Below are 18354 nucleotides of genomic sequence, written 5' to 3'. Positions count from 1 at the left end.
GCGGTCGTTGCGCGGGCTGGACAAAAAAGCGCCGGCCCGAACGGACCGGCGCTTGCGGCTTACTGCATGCGGCCAAACTTGCCGCTGTTGAAGTCGACGATGGCCTCGTGGATCTGTTCCTGCGTGTTCATCACGAACGGGCCGTAGCCGACGATCGGTTCGTCGATCGGTTCGCCGCTGAGCAGCAGTACGGTGGCATCGGTGTTCGCCTCCAGCGCGACGTCGCTGCCGTCGCGGGCGAGCGTCACCATCTGCGCTTCGCGCGTCACCGCCGAGCCGTTCACCAGCACCGTGCCCTTGAGCACGACCAGCGCGAGCGTGCGGCCTTCGGGCAGCGTGAACGTCGTGGTCTTGCCGGCGTTGAGCCGCACGTCCCACACGTCCATCGCGGTGAAGGTGCGCGCGGGGCCGCGGTGGCCGTCGAACTCGCCGGCGATCACGCGCACGCGGCCGGCGCCATCAGCCAGCTCGACGCTCGGGATCTCCGCATCGAGCAGGGTCTGGTAACCGGGTGCGGCCAGCTTGTCCTTCGCCGGCAGGTTCACCCACAGCTGCACCATCTCCAGCGTGCCGCCGCTGCGGGTGAACTCGTGCGAGTGGAACTCCTCGTGCAGGATCCCCGATGCCGCGGTCATCCACTGCACGTCGCCCGGGCCGATCTTTCCGCCCGCACCCGTGGAATCGCGGTGCTCGACTTCGCCCTCGTAGACGATCGTGACCGTCTCGAAGCCCCGATGCGGGTGCTGGCCGACGCCGCGCGGCGCGGTGGCCGGATCGAACTTGTAGGGACCGGCGTAATCGAGCAGCAGGAACGGGCTCAGGTCGCGGCCGTGGCTGTTGTAGGAGAACAGCGAGCGGGCCGGGAAACCGTCGCCGACCCAGTGCGGGCGGGGGGCGCTGTAGACGCCAAGGATCTTCTTCATGGTCACTCCAACCGTTTCGCGGGGCCGCGGGATGGGGCCCTTCTGCGTTGGAGCGCATCCTGATCCCGGAACGATGGCGCCGGTAGTCGGCAGGATTTACCCTCAGAGTCCTGTTTTGTGAACGCTGGCGGGCTGGCCGATGCTGGACCTGAACGACCTCTACTACTTCGCCCAGGTGGTCGAGCACGGCGGCTTCGCCCCGGCCGGGCGCGCCCTGGGCATGCCCAAGTCCAAGTTGAGCCGGCGCATCGCGCTGCTCGAGGAGCGGCTGGGCGTGCGCCTGATCCAGCGTTCGACGCGGCACTTCTCGGTGACCGAGGTCGGCCAGACCTTCCACGCGCACTGCCGGGCGATGCTGGTGGAAGCCGAGGCGGCGGAGGAAGCGATCGAGGTGACGCGCACCGAGCCGCGCGGCGTCGTGCGCATGACCTGCCCGGTGGCGCTGCTCGACACGACGGTCGCGCCGATGCTCGCGGCCTTCATGGTCGAACACCCGCGCGTGGAAGTGCATCTGGAGGCGACCAACCGCCGCGTCGACGTGGTCGGCGAAGGCATCGACGTCGCGTTGCGCGTGCGCCCGCCGCCGTTGCAGGACAGCGATCTGGTGATGCGCGTGCTCGCCGAACGCAGCCAGTGCCTGGTCGCCAGTCCGGGCCTGGTGGAACAGCATGGCGTGCCGTCGGGTCCGGCTGATCTCGCGCGTTTCCCCAGTCTCGATCTCGGCGCGCCGCAGAACGAACACGTGTGGCACCTGTTCGGCCCCGACGGCGCGCAGGCGAGCATCCACCACCAGCCGCGCTTCATCACCCGCGGCATGCCGGCGCTGCGCGCGGCGGCGATCGCCGGTGTGGGCGTGGTGCAGTTGCCGACGATGATGATCGCGGCGTCGCTGGCCAGCGGCGAACTGGTGCGCGTCATTCCCGAGTGGCGGCCGCGGCGCGAGATCGTGCACGCGGTGTTTCCGTCGCGGCGCGGCCTGCTGCCGTCGGTGCGCGCGTTGATCGACGATCTGGCGACGCGTTTCGCCGCGCTGGGCGACGATTGAGCCACCACGCCCCCAGGAGTACACATGTCCCGGAATGCCGCGCTGCGCAGAACCGTGTTGAAGCTGCTCGTCCTGCTCGTGCTCGCCTACGCGGCCGGGGTGATCCTGCTGTATGCGCGGCAACGCAGCCTGATGTACTTCCCGCAGGCGACGCGCACCGCCGCGACGGATGCCGACTTCGCGCTCGACAGCGACGGCCTGCACCTGCGCGGCTGGGTGGTCAATCCGGGGCAGCCGAAGTCGATCCTGTATTTCGGCGGCAATGCGGAATCGGTCGAACGCAATCGCGACGACTTCGCGCGCTGGTTCCCCGGCAGCACCGTCTACCTGCTGCCGTACCGCGGCTACGGTGCCAATCCGGGCACGCCGGACGAACGCGGCCTGTATCGCGACGCGCTCGCGCTCTACGACCGCGTGCATGCGCAACGACCGGACGCGCCGATCGCGGTCATCGGCCGCAGCCTGGGCTCGGGCGTCGCCGCTTACGTGGCCGCGCAACGTCCGGTCGCGCGACTCGCCCTGATCACGCCGTTCGACAGCATGGCGGACGTGGCGCAGGCGCATTACCCGTGGTTGCCGGTGCGCTGGCTGGTGCAGGACCGCTTCGACTCGGTCGCGCACCTGGCCGCGTATCGCGGGCCGGTGCTGGTGGTGCGTGCGGGGCGCGATGCGGTGGTGCCGCCGGCCAACACGCAGCGGCTGATCGTCGCGCTGCCGCAACCGCCGCAGGTGCTCGCGCTGCCGCAGGGCGAGCACGGCACGGTGCAGGACTTCCCCGAATACGGCGCGACGCTCGCCGCGTTCCTGCGCTGAGCGCTACTGCCGGCCGCAGGTCGTGTCGCGCACCACGCGGGTCAGGCGCTGCACTTCGGCTTCGGCCTTCGCGCGGTCTTCGGTGACGCCGAAGCGCAGCGCCGATTCGGCCTCGCGCAGGCGCCGCCGCCATGCGTCGCACACCGTGCCGTCGGGCACGCGCTGGCACTGGTCGATCTTCATTTCGCAGGCGGCGGTGTTGTTGCCGCTTTCGATCATCCCGCCCAGGCCGGTGGTGGTGAGCGTGACGCAGCGCGGCTTCGGATCGCCGCTCTCGCTCAGGTAGCTGTCGTTGTCGTAGGTGTGGCACTCGTACAGCCACGGCGGTGGCAGGCGCTCGCCGTCGGCGATGGCGGGCGCGGGTTCGACCGGTGCCGGCGGCGGAGGCGGAGCGGATTCCACCGGTGGCGCGAGCGGTGCGGGCGCGCGCAAGGCGGGCGGCACCACGACGGCGGGCGCGGCGGGGGTCGGCACGAACGGCGGCGCGGTGGACGTCGGCGCGGCTTCGATCACGCGGCGTTCCTGCTTGCTGCCCTTGGGGCAGGGCGTGCCGTTCTGGATGGTGAGGGCGCCGTTGGCGTCGGTGCAGCGGTAGATGACCACGCCCTCGGCCGAAGCCTCCTGCGCGGCGAGCAGGGTGGCGCCGAGCAGCACGGTCGCGAGGGCGGCGCGGCCGCGGCCGCGAATGGCAAAACGCATCAACTGTCTCCGCAGTCGTTGGTCAGGCGTGCATCGATGCCGCGGGTCTCGCGGTCGATCTGCGCGCGCTCGCTGGGCTGGGCGATGTTCCAGCGCCGGTTCAATTCGTAACGCTCGTCGCGCAGGCGATCGCAGACTTCGGCCTGCGGCAGGCGGTGGCATTCGTCGTACACCCATTGGCCGGACGGCACCGCCGGCACGAGCACCGCCGGCCGATGATGCGGGCGCCCATCGTCGCCGATGCGCACGCGGCCGCGGACGTCGCCGTCGTGGAAACCGATGTCCGCGCTCACGCCGCCGCCACGGCGGTGCAGGGGAACGGCCGGATAGCCGAAGCCCCACAGCGGTTCCCAGCGCGCGCGGCCTTCGCCGGTGTCGCTGGTGTAGCGCTCGCCGTCGGGCGCGATGCATTCGTACAGCGGCTGTGGCGGCGTCATCACGATGTAACGCGGCGCGGGTTCGCGCGCAGTGGCCGGCGCTGCCGGCGCGGCGGCGGGGGCGGGCGGACGCGGCGGCGGGTCGGTCGGGCGCACCATGTTGCGCGCTTCCTGCTTCTCGCCGGCGCGGCACGGCGTGTCGCGCAGCGTGAGGTGGCCGGAAGCGTCGGTGCAGCGGTAGATGGTCACGTCGGCGGCGCGCGCGCTCACCGCCAGCAGCGGCAGCAGGACGAGCGAGGCGAGGGGACCGGCGCGGTTCATCCGGTCATCTTGCGCCGGGCGGCCGGGGCAGGGAAGCCGGCGTCCGGCGGCGTTGCCGCGAGGTTCAGCCGCTTCCGCGCCGGGCGAGCCGTCAGCACCTGTCAGTGCCTGTCGCATCTATTGCGCGCGCGCGCAGCGCGAATCGCGCATGCCGTGGCGCCGGGTCCGGCGTCAGGTGCGCAGCACGTTGCCGGTGAGTGCGTCGCGGATCGGCGTGGGGGCGGCGAGTCCGCCGGTCTCGCCGTCGCAGACGCCGTCGAGTTGCGAAAGCAGGGCCGGATCGAGCGCGTCGCGGCGGAACGCGGGCGGCTGGCCGGCAAGATTCGCACTGGTCGACACGATCGGCATTGCGAACCGCGTGCACAGCTGCGCGACGAGCGGATGCGCGCTTACCCGCACCGCGACGCCGGCGTGCGCACCGGTGATCCAGCGCGGCATGCGTGCCGTGGCCGGCACGATCCAGGTGTTCGCGCCGGGCCAGCTGGCCTCGACGAGGGCCCGGCGCTCGGGCGGCAGGGCGTTCCAGTCGATCAGGCCCTCGAACTGCGCGCGCCCGGCGGCGACCAGGATCAATCCCTTGTCGACCTCGCGCTGTTTGATCGCGAGCAGGCGCCGCACCGCGGCTTCGTTGAACGGATCGCAGCCCAGGCCCCACACCGCTTCGGTCGGATACGCGATCACGCCGCCGCGGCCTAGCGCGGCGACGGATTCGCTGATCGAAAGCGTGTCCATGCCGCGCGGAATCAGAACGGCGGCTTGCCGGCAGCCGTCGTCCGGGCCGCCTTCTTCGCCGCCTTCTTCACGGTTTTCTTCGTTGCCTTCGTCGCCTTCTTCGCCGTCGACGTGGCGGTTTTCTTGGCGGCCTTCTTCGCGGTCTTCGTGACGGCCTTCTTCGTCGCCGCCTTGCCTGTTGCGGCCTTCCGGGCCGCAGCCTTCTTCACCGCTGGCTCCTTCTTCGCCGCCGCCTTCTTGCCGAAGCGGCCGCGCATCGGCTTGCCGGTGGTTTCCATCAGCTGCTGCGCTTCCTCCAGCGTCAGCGAGGCCGGCTCGCGGTCCTTCGGAATGCGGCCGTTGAGCTTGCCGTCGGACAGGTACGGGCCGAAGCGGCCGTTGAGCACCTGGATGTCGCTGCCCGGGAATTCCTTGATGATGCGATTGCGCGCGATCTCTTCCTTCTCCTCGATCAGGAAGACCGCGCGTGCGAGGTCGATCGTGTACGGATCGTCCTCCTTCTTCAGCGACGCATACGTGCTGCCGCGCTTGGCGAAGGGGCCGAAGCGGCCGATGCCCACGCTCACTTCATGACCGTCGCTGACGCCGAGCTTGCGCGGCAGCTTGAACAGCTCCAGCGCGTCCTCGAGCGTGATGGTGTGCATCGACTGGCCGGGACGCAACGAGGCGAATTCCAGCTTTTCGTCGGTGTCCTTGTCGCCGATCTGCGCGTAAGGCCCGAAGCGGCCCAGGCGCACGCTCACCGGCTTGCCGCTCTTGGGGTCGGTGCCGAGTTCGCGCGCGCCGGTGGCTTCGCTGCGGTCGACCGACTCGGTCTTTTCTTCCACCAGTTCCTTGAACGGACCCCAGAACTTCTCCATCAGCGGCACCCATTCCTCCTCGCCGCGCGAGACCGCATCGAGCTCGTCTTCCATCTTCGCGGTGAAGTCGTAGTCGACGTAGCGGGTGAAGTGGCTGCTGAGGAATTTCGACACCGCGCGGCCCACGTCGGTCGGACGGAAGCTGCGGCCTTCCATCTCCACGTACTTGCGGAACAGCAACGTCTGGATGATCGAGGCGTAGGTCGAGGGGCGGCCGATGCCGTATTCCTCCAGCGCCTTCACCAGCGCCGCTTCGGTGAAGCGCGGCGGCGGCTGGGTGAAATGCTGGTCGGCGTGGATGCGGTCGAGCGGGACGCGGTCGCCGGTCTTCATCGCCGGCAGCTTGCGGCCTTCGTCCTCGTCCTCGGAGGTCTTGGTGTCCTTGCCTTCCTCGTACACGGCGAGGAAGCCCGGATCGACCACGGTCGTGCCGCTGGCGCGGAAGCTGTGTTCGGAACCGGCGGCGAGATCGACCGATACCGTGTTGAGCGTGGCCGGCACCATCTGCGAGGCGACGGCGCGCTTCCACACCAGGTCGTAGAGCTTGCGTTCGTCGTCGCTCAGATAGCGCGCGACCTGCGCCGGCGTGCGCAGCGCCGAGGTCGGGCGCACCGCTTCGTGCGCTTCCTGCGCGTTCTTCGACTTGGTCGTGTAGAAGTTGGGCTTGTCCGGCAGTGCGCGCGTGCCGTAGTCGCGGGCGATCACGTCGCGGATTTCGCCGAGCGCATCGACCGACAGGTTCACCGAGTCGGTACGCATGTAGGTGATCAGGCCGACGGTGCCTTCCTCGCCGACGGTGACGCCTTCGTACAGCTTCTGCGCGACCTGCATGGTCTTGCGCGTGGTGAAGCCGAGCTTGCGCGCGGCTTCCTGCTGCAGCGTGGAGGTGGTGAACGGCGGCGCCGGCCGGCGCTTGCGCTCCTTGCTGGCGACGTCGGTGACGTGCAGCACGCCCGCGGCGGCCTTGACGATGCGCTGGCGTGCGGCCTCGGCCGAGTCGCCGTCGGTGATGGTGAACTGTTCGAACTTCTTGCCGTCCAGCTTCGTCAGCTTGGCGGTGAACGGCTGCGACGGGTGCACGCACTCGGCTTCCACCGTCCAGTATTCGCGGGCGATGAAGGCTTCGATCTCCTCCTCGCGCTCCACGATCATGCGCAGTGCCGGCGACTGCACGCGGCCGGCGGACAGGCCGCGCTGCACCTTGCGCCACAGCACCGGCGAGAGGTTGAAGCCGACGAGGTAGTCGAGCGCGCGGCGCGCCTGCTGCGCGTCGACCAGATCGCTGGCGATCGAGCGCGGCTGGGTCATCGCCTCGCGGATCGCGCGCGGCGTGATTTCGGTGAAGACGACGCGGTGCAGCTCCTTGTCCTTGAGCAGGCCGCGTTCTTTCAGGATTTCGGCGATGTGCCAGCTGATCGCCTCGCCTTCGCGGTCCGGGTCGGTCGCCAGGTACAGGGCGTCGGCACTCTTGGCGGCCCGGGCGATGGCGTCGACGTGCTTCTCGTTCTTGTCGATCAGGTCGTAGCGCATGGCGAAGCCGCGCTCCGGGTCGACCGCACCCTCCTTCGGGACCAGGTCGCGGACATGGCCGTAGCTGGCCAGGACCGTGAAGTCCTTGCCGAGGTACTTGTTGATCGTCTTGGCCTTGGCGGGCGACTCGACGATGAGGAGGTTCTTAGGCATGGGGTCCGGTTCCAGGCGTTCCGGGGTCTCGGGGGAGGAACGCCAAACGACAGCAGAGAAGGCAACGCCCGGGCCGGGGGCCACGGGCGTCGGGGATCTTGTTCTTTTTCTAGTGGAATCACGAGGCGGCCGGGGCTGTCAAGCCGCGGCCGTCCGGACTGTGGTCTTCACCCCGCGGAGGGGGTAACCGGGCCTCAGCCGCCGGCGCGCTGCAGGTAGTCCTGGAACGCCCCGCCCGCGATGGCGGCGATCAGGACCGCGTAGCCGATCATCAGCAGGACGCTCAGGGCGATGATCACGATGGCCACGGCGCCCAGTTCGCGGCGCTGGCGTTCCGGATGGGCGGTGTAGGCCCATTTGTCCACGACCAGGGTCCCCGCCACCATGTCGTGGAGCCCGCGTTTGCGCTCCGTGAAGGCGGCGATGAGGTAGCCGATGTACAGGGTGAAGTAGCACAGCAGATGCGACGCCCAGCGGCCCAGCGCATTGCCGCGGCTCAATCGCTGACCGTTTTCGTCGGTCACCTTGATGCCCAGCGCGAGCTTGCCGAGCGTGGCCTGCAGGGAGGACGACTCGAAGCCGATGTAATAGAGGCCGCTGATGATCGGATAGGTCACGTAGACGCCCACCAGCATCAGCGCAAGGCCCATGCCCATCGATTCCGGCCTCATGCCGGCTGCGCCCGCGACGCCGAAGCCCGCAAACGTGACGGCGATCAGCACCGCGTAATAGGCGATGCCGACGAGGAGCGAATCGATGCACAGGGCTGCATAGCGCTTCCAGAACCCGGCATAGACCACTTCGCCGCCGAACACGTGTGCGGTGTTGCCGTCGATCGAAGCGCGCGGCGGGGCGTAGGGCGAGGTCGGCTCGACGGCTGTATACGGATGGGCGGCGGAGGGCGACGCGTTCGTCGAGGCCAGGCTGCCCAGCGGCGCTGCCGTCGCAACACGGTCCGGTGTGGTCGCGACAGTTGCGGCAGCCGGCCCCGGTTCCGCCATCGCATAAGGATTCACGCCCGCCGACAGCGGCACGGCTTCCGGCGTCGCGCGACCGGCGGCTTCGTTCAGTGCCTGCATCATCATTTCGCGCCAGGTGCGCCACTGCGGCATGCCTTCGCGCCAGACCAGCGTGTCGGGCTGCAGCTGGCCGGCCTCGTGCAGGGCGGCCAGGTCGCTGGCGGCGACGGGGCCGAGGCGGTTGCGCTGATAGTCGCTGTAGTACCACTGGCTCATGCGGTGTGCTCAGGTCGAAGTCGGAGTGGGGCGGCACTGTATCGGGCGGTAGCGCGCGGGCAGGTCGCCGCCGCTGCAGTCCCAGTCCGAAGCGTCTTCATCGGCTTCGAACAATAGCGTCTTGCCGTCCTGCGCGCCGAGGCCGCGCAGCGTGATTTCGAAGGCGCAGTGGCCGCCTTCGAGCGTGCCCACGCGCACCGCGCCGATATGCGGCTCCCGCGTGAGCCGGGCTAGCAGCGGCGCCAGGTCGGCGCTGTCGTTGTCCGGACAGACGCGCTCGCGCGCGAAGTGTTCGGCAACCGCCATCTCCAGCGTGTTCGCCGATGCCATCACCTGCGCGATCTTGGCGCGCTGCACGTAATCGCTGTAGGCCGGGATGGCGATCGCGGCGAGGATGGCGATCATGGGAACGGCGACCACGGCACACACGATCAATGCGATCAGGCAGCCGGACATGCCCTTCCTGACGGGCGCGCGCTGCATCGGCGCGCCGTCCATCACGCCCGCTGCAGGCAGCGGGGGCGGCTGGGCCGGGTCGGGCGTGATCGAATCGATGTCGAGCTCGACCGCCAGGCGCTCCAGCGGCAGCCACTGGGCCATGCCTTCGCACCACACCAGGCTGTCGCGGCGCAGCCGGCGCTGGCGGTAGTGCTCGCGCAGTTCGTCGGGGGAAAGCGGGCCGATGCGGGTCCGTGCATCGTCGGCGTAGTACCACTGGTTCATCGATACGCTCCTGCTCAGCCGCCCGCGTGGCATTCGGGTGGACGGTAGGCGTCGGGCATGTCGCCACCCCGACATTCCCACGCGAACCCGTCCGCGCCGGGACGGCCCAGGTACTGCAGCTTCCTGCCGTCGGTGGCCTGCCCATCGGCATTGATCGCGACTTCGAATGCGCAGCCGTCCTCGATCGCCGCAAAGCTTACGTCCAGGGAGAAGCGCCGGTTGATCTCACGACGGACCTTCTGCACGCCGGCGTCACCGTTGTCCGGGCAACGACCGGTGCGTGTCGCATAGTCGGCCACCACCTGCTGGAGACCGCTCGCCAGTCCCGCCACCTTGCCGATGCTCGTGGCGCGCCGCGCGTAGTCCCTGTAGGAAGAGAGCATCACCGAGCCCAGGATCATCGTGCCCGGAACGACGATCGCGATGACGGCGATCGCCGCGATGGCGCCCGTCGACAGCGTCTTCTTCGGCCGCAACGGTGCGCGCGTGTACTTGCCGCGGGACGTGGTCGGCGGCGCGGCGGGCGGGATGGACAGGGGCACGGGTGCCACGGGCGGCATCGGCGGCGGCGCGGCGGCGTCCTGGGCCATGCCCTGGATACCGATCTCGACCGCGAAGCGTTCCAGCGGCTGCCATTCGCGCAGGCTCTGATGCCAGACGAGCGTGTCGCGCTGGATGCGGCGCTCCCGGTAATGCTTGCCCAGTTCCCCGGCCGAAAGCGGCCCCACGCGCCCCTGGCCGGGGGCGTGGTAGTACCAGTCGATCATCCTCTCCCCCGAGGCCGCGCGTAACCGGATCAGTCATGGCGACGGCGACGTCCTCCCCAGGCGGCGCCGGCGCAAAAGCGTGACTAATGTACCGGTTCGGGTTCGTCCGCGAACATCTGGGTTTCCATCCAGGCGTACGCGGCCTCGCTGCCGGGCTGGTTGAACAGCACCATCAGCACGACCCACTTGAGGTCGTCCAGATCGAGCTCGTCCTGGTCCAGCGCCATCGCGCGATCCAGCACGAGTTCGCGCTGGTCGGCGTCGAGGATGCCGTGCTGTTCGAGGAACAGCAGGAAGCCGCGGCATTCGACGTCGAGCTTTTCGAGTTCGGGGCCGAAGTAGATGCGGGTGGGGCCGTCGGCCCGCGGCGTGGCCGTGCTGGGACGCTGCGAGGCCAGCGCGTCGAGCCACTCGAAGGCCTTGTTGATCTCGGCCGGACTGAAGCCGGCCTGGCCCAGTTCCTCGAAGAGCGGGCCGCTGCGGAGCGAATCGTGGTCGCGGACGAGGTCGGCGTCCTCGGTGAAGTAGTGCTCGAACAGGTACAGCAGGACGTCCAGGATGCTCTCTTTCATTTCCCTCGGCCTGCGCCGCTGGCGGCGCGGTGGGCGGGTTGGGGCTTACGTGGGTGCCGCAAGAACCGTGCCTCTCGGATCGGATCAACGACTCCTGTGATACCGGCCGTGCTGCTTGGTAACCCGGCCGTCAAGCTCCATGAGCACGAGCATGGAGGACAGCCCGGCAGGCGTCAATCCGGTGCGCTGAACGAGCTGGTCCATATCTGTTGGGTCGTGGCCGAGCGCATTCCACAACTTCTGGTATTCGGGATCGCCGCACATCGGGTCGGTTTGTGACCGGGGTGGGCCCTTCCGGCGACGCTGCGGGGCAGGCGGCGGGCCCGGGTTCGCCGGCGCTGCGCGGGAATCCGCGAGGCGGCCCCGCAGGTCGCCGGCCAGTTCCCGCGCGGCCGGGGCCACCGCGGCGATGACCTGCTGGACGCTGTCCACGAGCACTGCGCCGTCCGCGATCAGGCGGTGGCAGCCGCGCGCCAGCGGGTTGTGGATCGAGCCGGGGATAGCCAAGACCTCGCGCCCTGCCTCGGCAGCCAGGCGAGCCGTGATCAGCGCGCCGGAGCGCTCCGCGGCCTCGACGACCAGGGTCCCCAGCGCCAGCCCGGCCAGGATGCGGTTGCGGCTGGGGAAGTGCTCGGCCCGGGCCTCGGTGCCCGGCAGGTGTTCGCTCACCACGGCGCCGGCTTCGGCAATGCGCGCGTGCAGGCCGGTGTGCGTTCGCGGATACGGGACGTCCGGCCCGGTGCCCAGCACGGCGATCGTGAGGCCGCCGGCGTCCAGGGTGGCCGCATGGGCGGCGGCATCGACGCCGGCCGCGAGGCCGCTGGTCACCGCGAAGCCGGCCGCGGTGATACCGCGGGCAAAGGCCCGCGCGTTGTCGAGTCCCGCCGGCGTCGCGGCGCGGCTGCCCACCACGGCGATCGACGGATGCCACAACAGGGCCGGCGAGCCGGCGACGAACAGGGCGAGGGGGGCGTTGGCGCAACGGCGCAGTAGCGGGGGGTAATCGGGATCGTTCCAGCCCAGCAGGTGCCGGCCGGGTTGCTCCAGCCAGCGGGTGGCCGCGTGCAGCTTGTCCGCATCCGGGCGCCGCAGCGCTGCGATCTGCGGCTCGGTCAGGCCGCACGCGCGCCACGTCGCGGTTCCCGCGGCGAGGGCGGCGGTGGGGGAAGCGAAGTGTTCCAGCAGCGCCTTGCGCGGCGCGGCCGCACCGCAGGCGGCGATCAGGTGCAGCAGGGCTTCGACGTCATCGGTATGCATGCCACCAGCCTAGGCGGCCGATGGCGACTGCACAGCCGGAGCTTGTCGTTGCGGCGTGTAGGAATTTTCCCCGGCCGTAGCGCAGACGCGCGGATGCGTCCGGCATCGCCTTCGATGTGCGAATAACAGTGCGGTGCTTGCACGGGTGCTCGCGACGCGCGGTCGGCAATCCGCACGTGGCTTCCTGTCGGGAATTGCCGATCGCGCGTCGCGTGGATCCGCGCGCGGACCGTGCCGCAGAAACGACAACGGCGCCTTCCGGCGCCGTTGTGCGGGTAGTGCAACCGATCAGTTGGTCGCGTCGGGATGCTTGACCTCATAACCGACGCGGGTCGGCCGGATGCTGTCCATCACCAGCGCATAGCTGACCTTGTCGAAGGTGCGGAACACCATCATGTGGCCGGCGAATTCGTCGGGCAGGCGCACCTTGCTGCCGGCGCCCACGGTGTCGTGGCTGCGATCCATCCCGACCGCGACGCGATCCACCGTATCGGTGCCGACGCGCCAGCTGGAGAACACCGTGCCGTTGTCCACGCCGTCGCGCGCGCCCACCGACAGCGCGACCACATCGCGCGGACCGCCGGAGGTGAGCATGTCGGCCACGGCGAGCACCTTGGCCTTGCCGTACTCGAACTCCTGCCTGGGCGGATGCGGGAAGAACTGCAGGTCGTAGGGCTGGGCTTCGACCGGAATCAGCCGGTCGCCCACGCGCACCTCGCGGCCGACCTGGTCGACGAGCAGGGTGCTGGCTTCGGCCTGACCACCCTCGCCGCGGCTGACCGTGGCGGTGGTGATCTGCATCAGCTCGTAGCCGAGGAACTCGCCCTTGCCGGCCGGCACCTGGTGGTGCCACAGCTGCTCGGTGAGCCGGTCGGTGCGGCCGCGGAAGTCGAGGTCTTCCGCCTTGGTAGTGGTGACGTCGCAGCAGCGCTTCGGATTGATCGCGTTGTAGCGCACCGTCGGCCGCACGATCGCGTAACGCTGGCCGGGCTGGGCGTCGGCGAGGCCCCGGACGTAGGCGACCTGGTTGAGCGATGCACGCAGGCGGTCTTCTTCCAGGCCCACCACGTACGGCAGGTCCTCGAACTCGTCGACGACGCGCAGGTTCTTCAGGAACGGCTCGACGTCCTTCAGCGGCACACCGGTGACCGGCGCTTCCTCGCGCGGACCGGGCGTGACCGCCACGCGGTCGAGGTAGGCGAGCGAGATGACGTCGCCCGGATAGATCAGGTGCGGATTCTTGATCTGCGGGTTGGCCTGCCAGATTTCCGGCCACAGCCACGGACGCTTCAGGAACTTGCCCGCGATGTCCCAGAGGGTGTCGCCGCGGCGGACCGTGTAGGTGTCGGGATGATCACCGCGCATTTCCTGCGCGACGGCCACGGTGGCGATGGTCAGGAACGCAGCGGTCAGAACCGTGCGGATTGGTTTAAGCATGGCGGCCATGTATCTGATTCCCCTTGCCAGTTTTCCCCACAGGCCCGGGCACTATAGCCCAGAAGATGCGCGCGTTTGCAAGCGTTTATCGGGCTTTGCGGGGTTACAATCCGACCTGTGCTTGACGATGTGACCGCGGCCCCCATTTTTCCGGGAAGCCGCCTGCCGGAGCGCACAGCGCTTCAGTGACCGGTCGCATGTTTCCCCTTACCGCCGCTTCGCCCCTGCGGCGATCCGGCTCCCTCCGGCTGGAGGGGTCCAGAGATCCACACCCATGGCCCTGCTTCCCATCCTTGAATTCCCCGATCCGCGGCTGCGCACTAAGGCGGTTCCGGTCGATCCGGCGGTCATCGCCGATCCGGCCTTCCAGCGCCTGCTCGACGACATGTTCGAGACCATGTACGACGCGCCGGGCATCGGTCTGGCGGCCAGCCAGGTCGACGTCCACAAGACCTTCATGGTCATAGACGTGAGCGAAGACAAAACCCGGCCGCTGGTCTTCATCAACCCGGTGATCACCGCCCGCGACGGCGACCAGGTCTACCAGGAAGGCTGCCTCTCGGTGCCTGGCATCTTCGCCGACGTGACGCGCTCCAACCGGGTCACCGTGCAGGCGCTGGATCGCAACGGCGAGCCGTTCGAGCTGGACGTCGATGGGCTGCTCGCGGTCTGCATCCAGCACGAGATGGATCACCTGATCGGCAAGCTGTTCGTCGACTACCTCTCGCCGCTCAAGCGCGAGATGGTGCGCAAGAAGCTGGCCAAGCAGCGCCGGCTCGCGGGCGACGCGGCCTGACGCAGCCGCGTAAGGCGCGAAGCCAAGTGCATTGCGCCGTATCCCCCAAGCCGCCGCGCGCGGCCGCTGTCCGTATTCCTTGGCGAAGGTGCAATGCGCTTCGCTTGTTGCACCCTACGAGTGATCGATGGCCTTGAGAATCGTCTTCGCCGGCACCCCCGACTTCGCCGTGCCCAGCCTGCGCGCGGCCGCGCAGCGCAATGAAGTGGTCGCGGTGTACACGCAGCCCGATCGTCCCGCCGGTCGTGGTCGCGAACTGACTCCGTCGCCGGTCAAGCGCGAGGCACTGCTGCGCGGCATCGAGGTGGTGCAGCCGGAAAACTTCAGGTCGGCGCTGTCCAAGGACGCGCTGCGCGCGCTGCAGCCGGACCTGATGATCGTCGTCGCCTACGGATTGATCCTGCCGCAGTCGGTGCTCGACATCCCGACCTACGGCTGCTGGAACGTGCACGCTTCGCTGCTGCCGCGCTGGCGCGGCGCCGCGCCGATCCAGCGCGCGATCGAAGCCGGCGACCGCGAATCCGGCGTATGCCTGATGCAGATGGAGAAGGGCCTGGATACCGGGCCGGTGCTGTTGTCGCAGTCGCTGGACATCGGCGCGGAGGAAACCGGCGGGCAACTGCACGATCGCCTCGCCGCGCTGGGTGCGCAGGTGCTGGCCGATGGCCTGGGCCTGCTGCGCGCCGGCATCCGCCCGGTGCCGGTGCCGCAGCCCGACGTCGGCGTCACCTATGCGCACAAGCTCGACAAGGCCGAGGCGAAACTGGATTGGGCGCAGCCCGCGGTCGTGCTCGCGAACAAGGTGCGCGCATTCAATCCGTGGCCGATGGCCGAGGCCACCATCGCGGGCGAACGCCTGCGCCTGCATGGTGCGGTGGCGCTCGCGGATGCCCACAACGCCACGCCGGGCACGTTGTTGCGGGCCGGCCGCGACGGCCTGGATGTCGCCTGCGGCGACGGCGTGCTGCGCGTGCGCGTGCTGCAGCGCGAAGGCGGCAAGGCGATCACCGCCGCCGACTATCTCAACGGTCGCCCCGACCTGAGGCGCGCGTGAGCAACGGCGCCGCTCCGCGCGTGACGGCCACGCGCGTGCTCGATGCGGTGCTGCATCGCGGGCGTTCGCTGAAGGCGGAACTGGCGGCGCAATTGCCGGCGCTGGGGGATCCGCGCGATCGCGCGCTGGCCGAAGCCATCTGTTTCGCCGCGTTGCGCCAGCCCGCGCGCCTGGAAGCCGCGCTGAAGGCGTGGGTGCCGCGACCGCTGGGGCGGCGCGACGACGAACTGCGTGCGCTGCTGTACGCCGGCTTCGTGCAGCTCGATCCGCTCGCCTTGCCCGCGCACGCCGCGCTCGCGGCCACGGTGGACGCGGCGCGTGCGCTGGGACGCGCCCACCAGGCGGGCATGGTCAATGCGCTGCTGCGACGCGCGCAGCGCGAGGGCCTACCTTCGGTCGATGCCGCCGCGCACTGGCCGCACTGGTTGCGCACGCGCCTGCAACAGGACTGGCCGCTGGAGCACGCCGGCATCCTCGCCGCCAGCGCGCAACCGCCGCCGCTGTGGCTGCGCGTGAATCGCCTGCAGCAGTCGCGTGACGCCTATCGTCAGCGCCTGCTCGAGGCGGGCATCGAATCGCACCTCGATGAAAACGCCGCGGATGCCTTGCGCGTGGAGGGCAGCGTGGCGATGGCGCAACTGCCGGGCTTCGCCGAAGGCGCGGTGTCCGTGCAGGATGTCTCCGCACAGCGTGTCGCCGATGCACTGGCACTGCAGTCGGGTGCGCGCGTACTCGATGCCTGCGCCGCGCCCGGCGGCAAGTCGGCGCATCTGCTCGAACGCGATCCGGCCCTGCGCCTGACCGCGCTGGACGTTGACGGCAAACGCCTGGATCGCGTGCGCGGCACGTTCGCGCGCCTGCAGCTCGGCGCGAACGCGCGCCTGCTCGCCTGCGATGCGACACGCCTGGAGAGCTGGTGGGACGGCACGCCGCTCGATGCCGTGCTGATCGACGCCCCATGTTCGGCGACCGGCATCGTGCGCCGGCAACCCGACGTGCTGCTGCACCGGCGCGAATCCGACCTGGCGCCGCTGCTCGCCACGCAGGCGCGCCTGCTCGATGCGCTGTGGACCACGCTCGCGCCCGGCGGCGTGCTGCTCTACGCGACCTGCTCGGTGCTGAAGGCGGAGAACGAAGGGCAGGTCGCCGCGTTCCTCGCCCGCACCGCGGATGCGCGCGCCGACATGCTCGACGACAGCTTCGGCCGGATCAGCGGCGCCGGGCGCCAGCGGTTGCCCGGCGAAAACGGCGCCGACGGTTTCTACTACGCCCGCCTGCGCCGCAGCGCGTGACGCGGCGTCGCGCCTCGGTCCGACATGCTTCCCACGCCACGCCGCTATCATTCCGCGCCATGCTGAAGACCGCCAAATCCCGCGAGACCTGGCTGTTCTGGATCCTGGCCCTGCTGGTGCTCGGCGCCGGCCTGGGGCTGCGCGATCCGTGGCCCGCCGACGAGCCGCGCTTCACCCTGGTCGCCAAGCAGATGATCGAAAGCGGCGACTGGCTGTTCCCGCATCGCGGTACCGAGCTGTATTCGGACAAGCCGCCGTTCTTCATGTGGCTGCAGGCCTCGGCCTACACGCTCTTCGGCAACTGGCGCGTGGCCTTCCTGCTGCCGTCGCTGCTCGCGGCGTTGGGCACGCTGTGGTGCGTGGTCGATCTGGGCAAGCGGCTGTGGACGCGCCGCATCGGCCTCTACGCCGGCTACGCACTGCTGTTCACGCTGCACTTCACCTACCAGGCGAAGAAGGCGCAGATCGATCCCACCGTCGTGTTCTGGATCACGCTGGCCAACTACGGCCTGCTGCGGCACCTGTTGCGCGGCGGCGACTGGCGGATGTGGATGCTCGGCTGGTTCGCCGCGGGCATGGGCACGATCACCAAGGGCGTGGGCGCACTGGCATTGCTGATGCTCGTGCCGGCCGCGTTCGCCGTGTTGCACGGATGGCGCGGCGTCGTGTTCCCCTTGCGGCGCTGGCGCGTGCTGCTCGGCCCGCTCGCTTTCCTGGTGGCGGTGTCGCTGTGGCTGGTGCCGATGGTGACGAGCGCATTGCACCATCCGGATCCGACGTATCGCGCGTATCTCGACGACATCCTGTTCCGGCAGACCGCCGGGCGCTACACGCGCTCGTGGGACCACCACCAGCCGGCGTGGTACCACCTCGGCGTGATGTGCTCGATGTGGCTGCCGCTGCTGCTCGCGCTGCCGTGGGCCTTGCCAGCGTGGAAGCGCCGCCTGCAACGCCGCGATCCGCGCTATCTGTTGCCGATCGCATGGTGGGCGCTGATCGTGCTGTTCTTCTCGATCCCGCACGGCAAGCGCGACGTCTACATCCTGCCCGCGTTGCCGATGGCGTGCCTGGCGTTCGCGCCGCTGCTGCCGGGCATCCTGCGCAAAGTGTGGCCGCGACGCATCGCCTTGGGGTTCGCGGTGGCCTTCGCGCTGCTGATGACCGGTGCCGGACTGTCGATGCTGCTGGGGCATCCCGGCTTCGAGGACAAGCTGATCGGCGACCGCGGCCTGAGTACGTCTTCGGCGCCGTTCGCGTGGTCGCTGCTGGCGATGGGCATTGGCGCCTGGGCGAGCGTGCTGTGGTTCGGCCGGCGCCGGCCGGTCGCGGCGATGCTGTCGACGCTCACCGTGATCTGGGTGCTGTACGGGCTGCTGTTCTACCCGCTGCTCAACGATTCCAGTTCCGCGCGCGGGCTGATGGCCGATGTCGATCGTCGCCTGCCCGCTACGACGCAGCTGGGCCTGGTGGCGTGGAAGGAACAGAACCTGCTGATGGCGCCGCGCCGGGTGACCACGTTCGGCTTCCGCATGCCCTGGGGCGAGCAGTTGCGCCACGGCATCGAATGGCAGCGCGAAGCGCCGGCGCAGCGCCTGCTGCTGGTGCAGGAGCCGGCGTTGTCGGAGTGCATCGACCGCTCCAAGGCGGAATTCGCGGGTCGCTCGAACCGGCGCGCGTGGTGGCTGGTGCCGGCCGACGCGGTCATTCCCGGTTGCGTGCCCGAAGCCAAGGCGCCGAACGCGGACAACGACGAGTCGTGAAACCCGCG

At 69.6% G+C, this 18354-nt stretch carries 17 protein-coding genes; 6 read left to right on the top strand and 11 right to left on the bottom strand.

Annotation, left to right across the window (positions count from 1 at the left end; genetic code table 11):
- Positions 1-59: 59 nt before the first annotated feature.
- Positions 60-923, bottom strand: a complete 864-nt coding sequence (locus ACFPN1_RS09530) for a pirin family protein (protein ID WP_386754653.1) — start codon at positions 921-923, stop codon at positions 60-62.
- Between the two features lie 139 nt (positions 924-1062).
- On the opposite strand from ACFPN1_RS09530, the gene ACFPN1_RS09525 reads away from it, so the two are divergent.
- Both ACFPN1_RS09525 and ACFPN1_RS09520 read left to right on the top strand, forming a co-directional pair.
- Positions 1063-1968 carry a LysR family transcriptional regulator gene (locus ACFPN1_RS09525; protein WP_386754652.1) on the top strand — a complete coding sequence of 302 codons (906 nt, stop codon included), beginning with the start codon at positions 1063-1065 and terminating at the stop codon, positions 1966-1968.
- Between the two features lie 24 nt (positions 1969-1992).
- On the top strand, positions 1993-2781 hold the full coding sequence (locus tag ACFPN1_RS09520) for an alpha/beta hydrolase (RefSeq protein WP_386754651.1): 789 nt from the start codon (positions 1993-1995) through the stop codon (positions 2779-2781).
- A 3-nt stretch (positions 2782-2784) separates the two neighbouring features.
- Here the strand turns inward: ACFPN1_RS09520 and ACFPN1_RS09515 are convergent, their stop codons facing one another.
- From ACFPN1_RS09515 to ACFPN1_RS09470, 10 genes are all read right to left on the bottom strand, one after another.
- Positions 2785-3480, bottom strand: a complete 696-nt coding sequence (locus ACFPN1_RS09515; protein WP_386754650.1) for a DUF4124 domain-containing protein — start codon at positions 3478-3480, stop codon at positions 2785-2787.
- On the bottom strand, positions 3480-4178 hold the full coding sequence (locus ACFPN1_RS09510) for a DUF4124 domain-containing protein (protein ID WP_386754649.1): 699 nt from the start codon (positions 4176-4178) through the stop codon (positions 3480-3482). Before ACFPN1_RS09510 ends, ACFPN1_RS09515 begins: the two co-directional genes overlap by 1 nt.
- A gap of 171 nt (positions 4179-4349) precedes the next feature.
- On the bottom strand, positions 4350-4910 hold the full coding sequence (gene tsaC / locus ACFPN1_RS09505; RefSeq protein ID WP_386754648.1) for an L-threonylcarbamoyladenylate synthase type 1 TsaC: 561 nt from the start codon (positions 4908-4910) through the stop codon (positions 4350-4352).
- Positions 4911-4921: 11 nt separating this feature from the next.
- The gene (locus ACFPN1_RS09500; protein WP_386754647.1) at positions 4922-7453 is read right to left on the bottom strand and encodes a DNA topoisomerase I; all 2532 of its coding nucleotides are present in this window, start codon (positions 7451-7453) and stop codon (positions 4922-4924) included.
- Between the two features lie 194 nt (positions 7454-7647).
- On the bottom strand, positions 7648-8688 hold the full coding sequence (locus tag ACFPN1_RS09495; protein ID WP_386754646.1) for an RDD family protein: 1041 nt from the start codon (positions 8686-8688) through the stop codon (positions 7648-7650).
- A gap of 9 nt (positions 8689-8697) precedes the next feature.
- Positions 8698-9411, bottom strand: a complete 714-nt coding sequence (locus tag ACFPN1_RS09490; RefSeq protein WP_386754645.1) for a GYF domain-containing protein — start codon at positions 9409-9411, stop codon at positions 8698-8700.
- Between the two features lie 14 nt (positions 9412-9425).
- Positions 9426-10178 (bottom strand): GYF domain-containing protein, encoded by a 753-nt coding sequence (locus ACFPN1_RS09485; protein ID WP_386754644.1) that lies wholly within the window; start codon positions 10176-10178, stop codon positions 9426-9428.
- Between the two features lie 83 nt (positions 10179-10261).
- Positions 10262-10750: a DUF494 family protein gene (locus ACFPN1_RS09480; RefSeq protein WP_386754643.1), complete on the bottom strand. Its 489-nt coding sequence runs from the start codon at positions 10748-10750 to the stop codon at positions 10262-10264.
- Between the two features lie 84 nt (positions 10751-10834).
- Positions 10835-12007, bottom strand: coding sequence for a DNA-processing protein DprA (gene dprA / locus ACFPN1_RS09475; RefSeq protein ID WP_386754642.1), 1173 nt, complete (start codon positions 12005-12007; stop codon positions 10835-10837).
- 288 nt (positions 12008-12295) lie between these two features.
- Entirely contained in the window at positions 12296-13444 is a 1149-nt protein-coding gene (locus ACFPN1_RS09470; protein WP_386754861.1) for a LysM peptidoglycan-binding domain-containing protein, read from the bottom strand.
- A gap of 274 nt (positions 13445-13718) precedes the next feature.
- Here ACFPN1_RS09470 and def point away from each other — a divergent pair, with 274 nt between their 5' ends.
- From def to ACFPN1_RS09450, 4 genes are all read left to right on the top strand, one after another.
- A complete protein-coding gene (gene def / locus ACFPN1_RS09465) occupies positions 13719-14240 on the top strand; it encodes a peptide deformylase (RefSeq protein ID WP_386754641.1) in 522 nt (173 codons plus the stop codon).
- Between the two features lie 133 nt (positions 14241-14373).
- A complete protein-coding gene (fmt, locus tag ACFPN1_RS09460) occupies positions 14374-15294 on the top strand; it encodes a methionyl-tRNA formyltransferase (RefSeq protein WP_386754860.1) in 921 nt (306 codons plus the stop codon).
- A complete protein-coding gene (gene rsmB, locus ACFPN1_RS09455) occupies positions 15291-16586 on the top strand; it encodes a 16S rRNA (cytosine(967)-C(5))-methyltransferase RsmB (protein ID WP_386754640.1) in 1296 nt (431 codons plus the stop codon). The genes fmt and rsmB overlap by 4 nt, the downstream gene beginning before the upstream one ends.
- Positions 16587-16645: 59 nt before the next feature.
- Positions 16646-18346: an ArnT family glycosyltransferase gene (locus tag ACFPN1_RS09450; protein WP_386754639.1), complete on the top strand. Its 1701-nt coding sequence runs from the start codon at positions 16646-16648 to the stop codon at positions 18344-18346.
- The last annotated feature ends 8 nt before the right edge of the window (positions 18347-18354 follow it).

This window comes from Lysobacter yangpyeongensis, from assembly GCF_042655745.1.
Taxonomy (GTDB): domain Bacteria; phylum Pseudomonadota; class Gammaproteobacteria; order Xanthomonadales; family Xanthomonadaceae; genus Agrilutibacter; species Agrilutibacter yangpyeongensis.
Note: the sequence above shows the minus strand (reverse complement) of the source record. Positions and strands in the feature narration are given on the sequence as shown.

Bases quoted from the DNA above. Each gene is read 5' to 3' on its own strand.
- ACFPN1_RS09530 (WP_386754653.1), bottom strand. From the start codon at position 923: ATGAAGAAGATCCTTGGCGTCTACAGCGCCCCCCGCCCGCACTGGGTC.
- ACFPN1_RS09525 (WP_386754652.1), top strand. From the start codon at position 1,063: ATGCTGGACCTGAACGACCTCTACTACTTCGCCCAGGTGGTCGAGCAC.
- ACFPN1_RS09520 (WP_386754651.1), top strand. From the start codon at position 1,993: ATGTCCCGGAATGCCGCGCTGCGCAGAACCGTGTTGAAGCTGCTCGTC.
- ACFPN1_RS09515 (WP_386754650.1), bottom strand. From the start codon at position 3,480: ATGCGTTTTGCCATTCGCGGCCGCGGCCGCGCCGCCCTCGCGACCGTG.
- ACFPN1_RS09510 (WP_386754649.1), bottom strand. From the start codon at position 4,178: ATGAACCGCGCCGGTCCCCTCGCCTCGCTCGTCCTGCTGCCGCTGCTG.
- tsaC (WP_386754648.1), bottom strand. From the start codon at position 4,910: ATGGACACGCTTTCGATCAGCGAATCCGTCGCCGCGCTAGGCCGCGGC.
- ACFPN1_RS09500 (WP_386754647.1), bottom strand. From the start codon at position 7,453: ATGCCTAAGAACCTCCTCATCGTCGAGTCGCCCGCCAAGGCCAAGACG.
- ACFPN1_RS09495 (WP_386754646.1), bottom strand. From the start codon at position 8,688: ATGAGCCAGTGGTACTACAGCGACTATCAGCGCAACCGCCTCGGCCCC.
- ACFPN1_RS09490 (WP_386754645.1), bottom strand. From the start codon at position 9,411: ATGAACCAGTGGTACTACGCCGACGATGCACGGACCCGCATCGGCCCG.
- ACFPN1_RS09485 (WP_386754644.1), bottom strand. From the start codon at position 10,178: ATGATCGACTGGTACTACCACGCCCCCGGCCAGGGGCGCGTGGGGCCG.
- ACFPN1_RS09480 (WP_386754643.1), bottom strand. From the start codon at position 10,750: ATGAAAGAGAGCATCCTGGACGTCCTGCTGTACCTGTTCGAGCACTAC.
- dprA (WP_386754642.1), bottom strand. From the start codon at position 12,007: ATGCATACCGATGACGTCGAAGCCCTGCTGCACCTGATCGCCGCCTGC.
- ACFPN1_RS09470 (WP_386754861.1), bottom strand. From the start codon at position 13,444: ATGCTTAAACCAATCCGCACGGTTCTGACCGCTGCGTTCCTGACCATC.
- def (WP_386754641.1), top strand. From the start codon at position 13,719: ATGGCCCTGCTTCCCATCCTTGAATTCCCCGATCCGCGGCTGCGCACT.
- ACFPN1_RS09450 (WP_386754639.1), top strand. From the start codon at position 16,646: ATGCTGAAGACCGCCAAATCCCGCGAGACCTGGCTGTTCTGGATCCTG.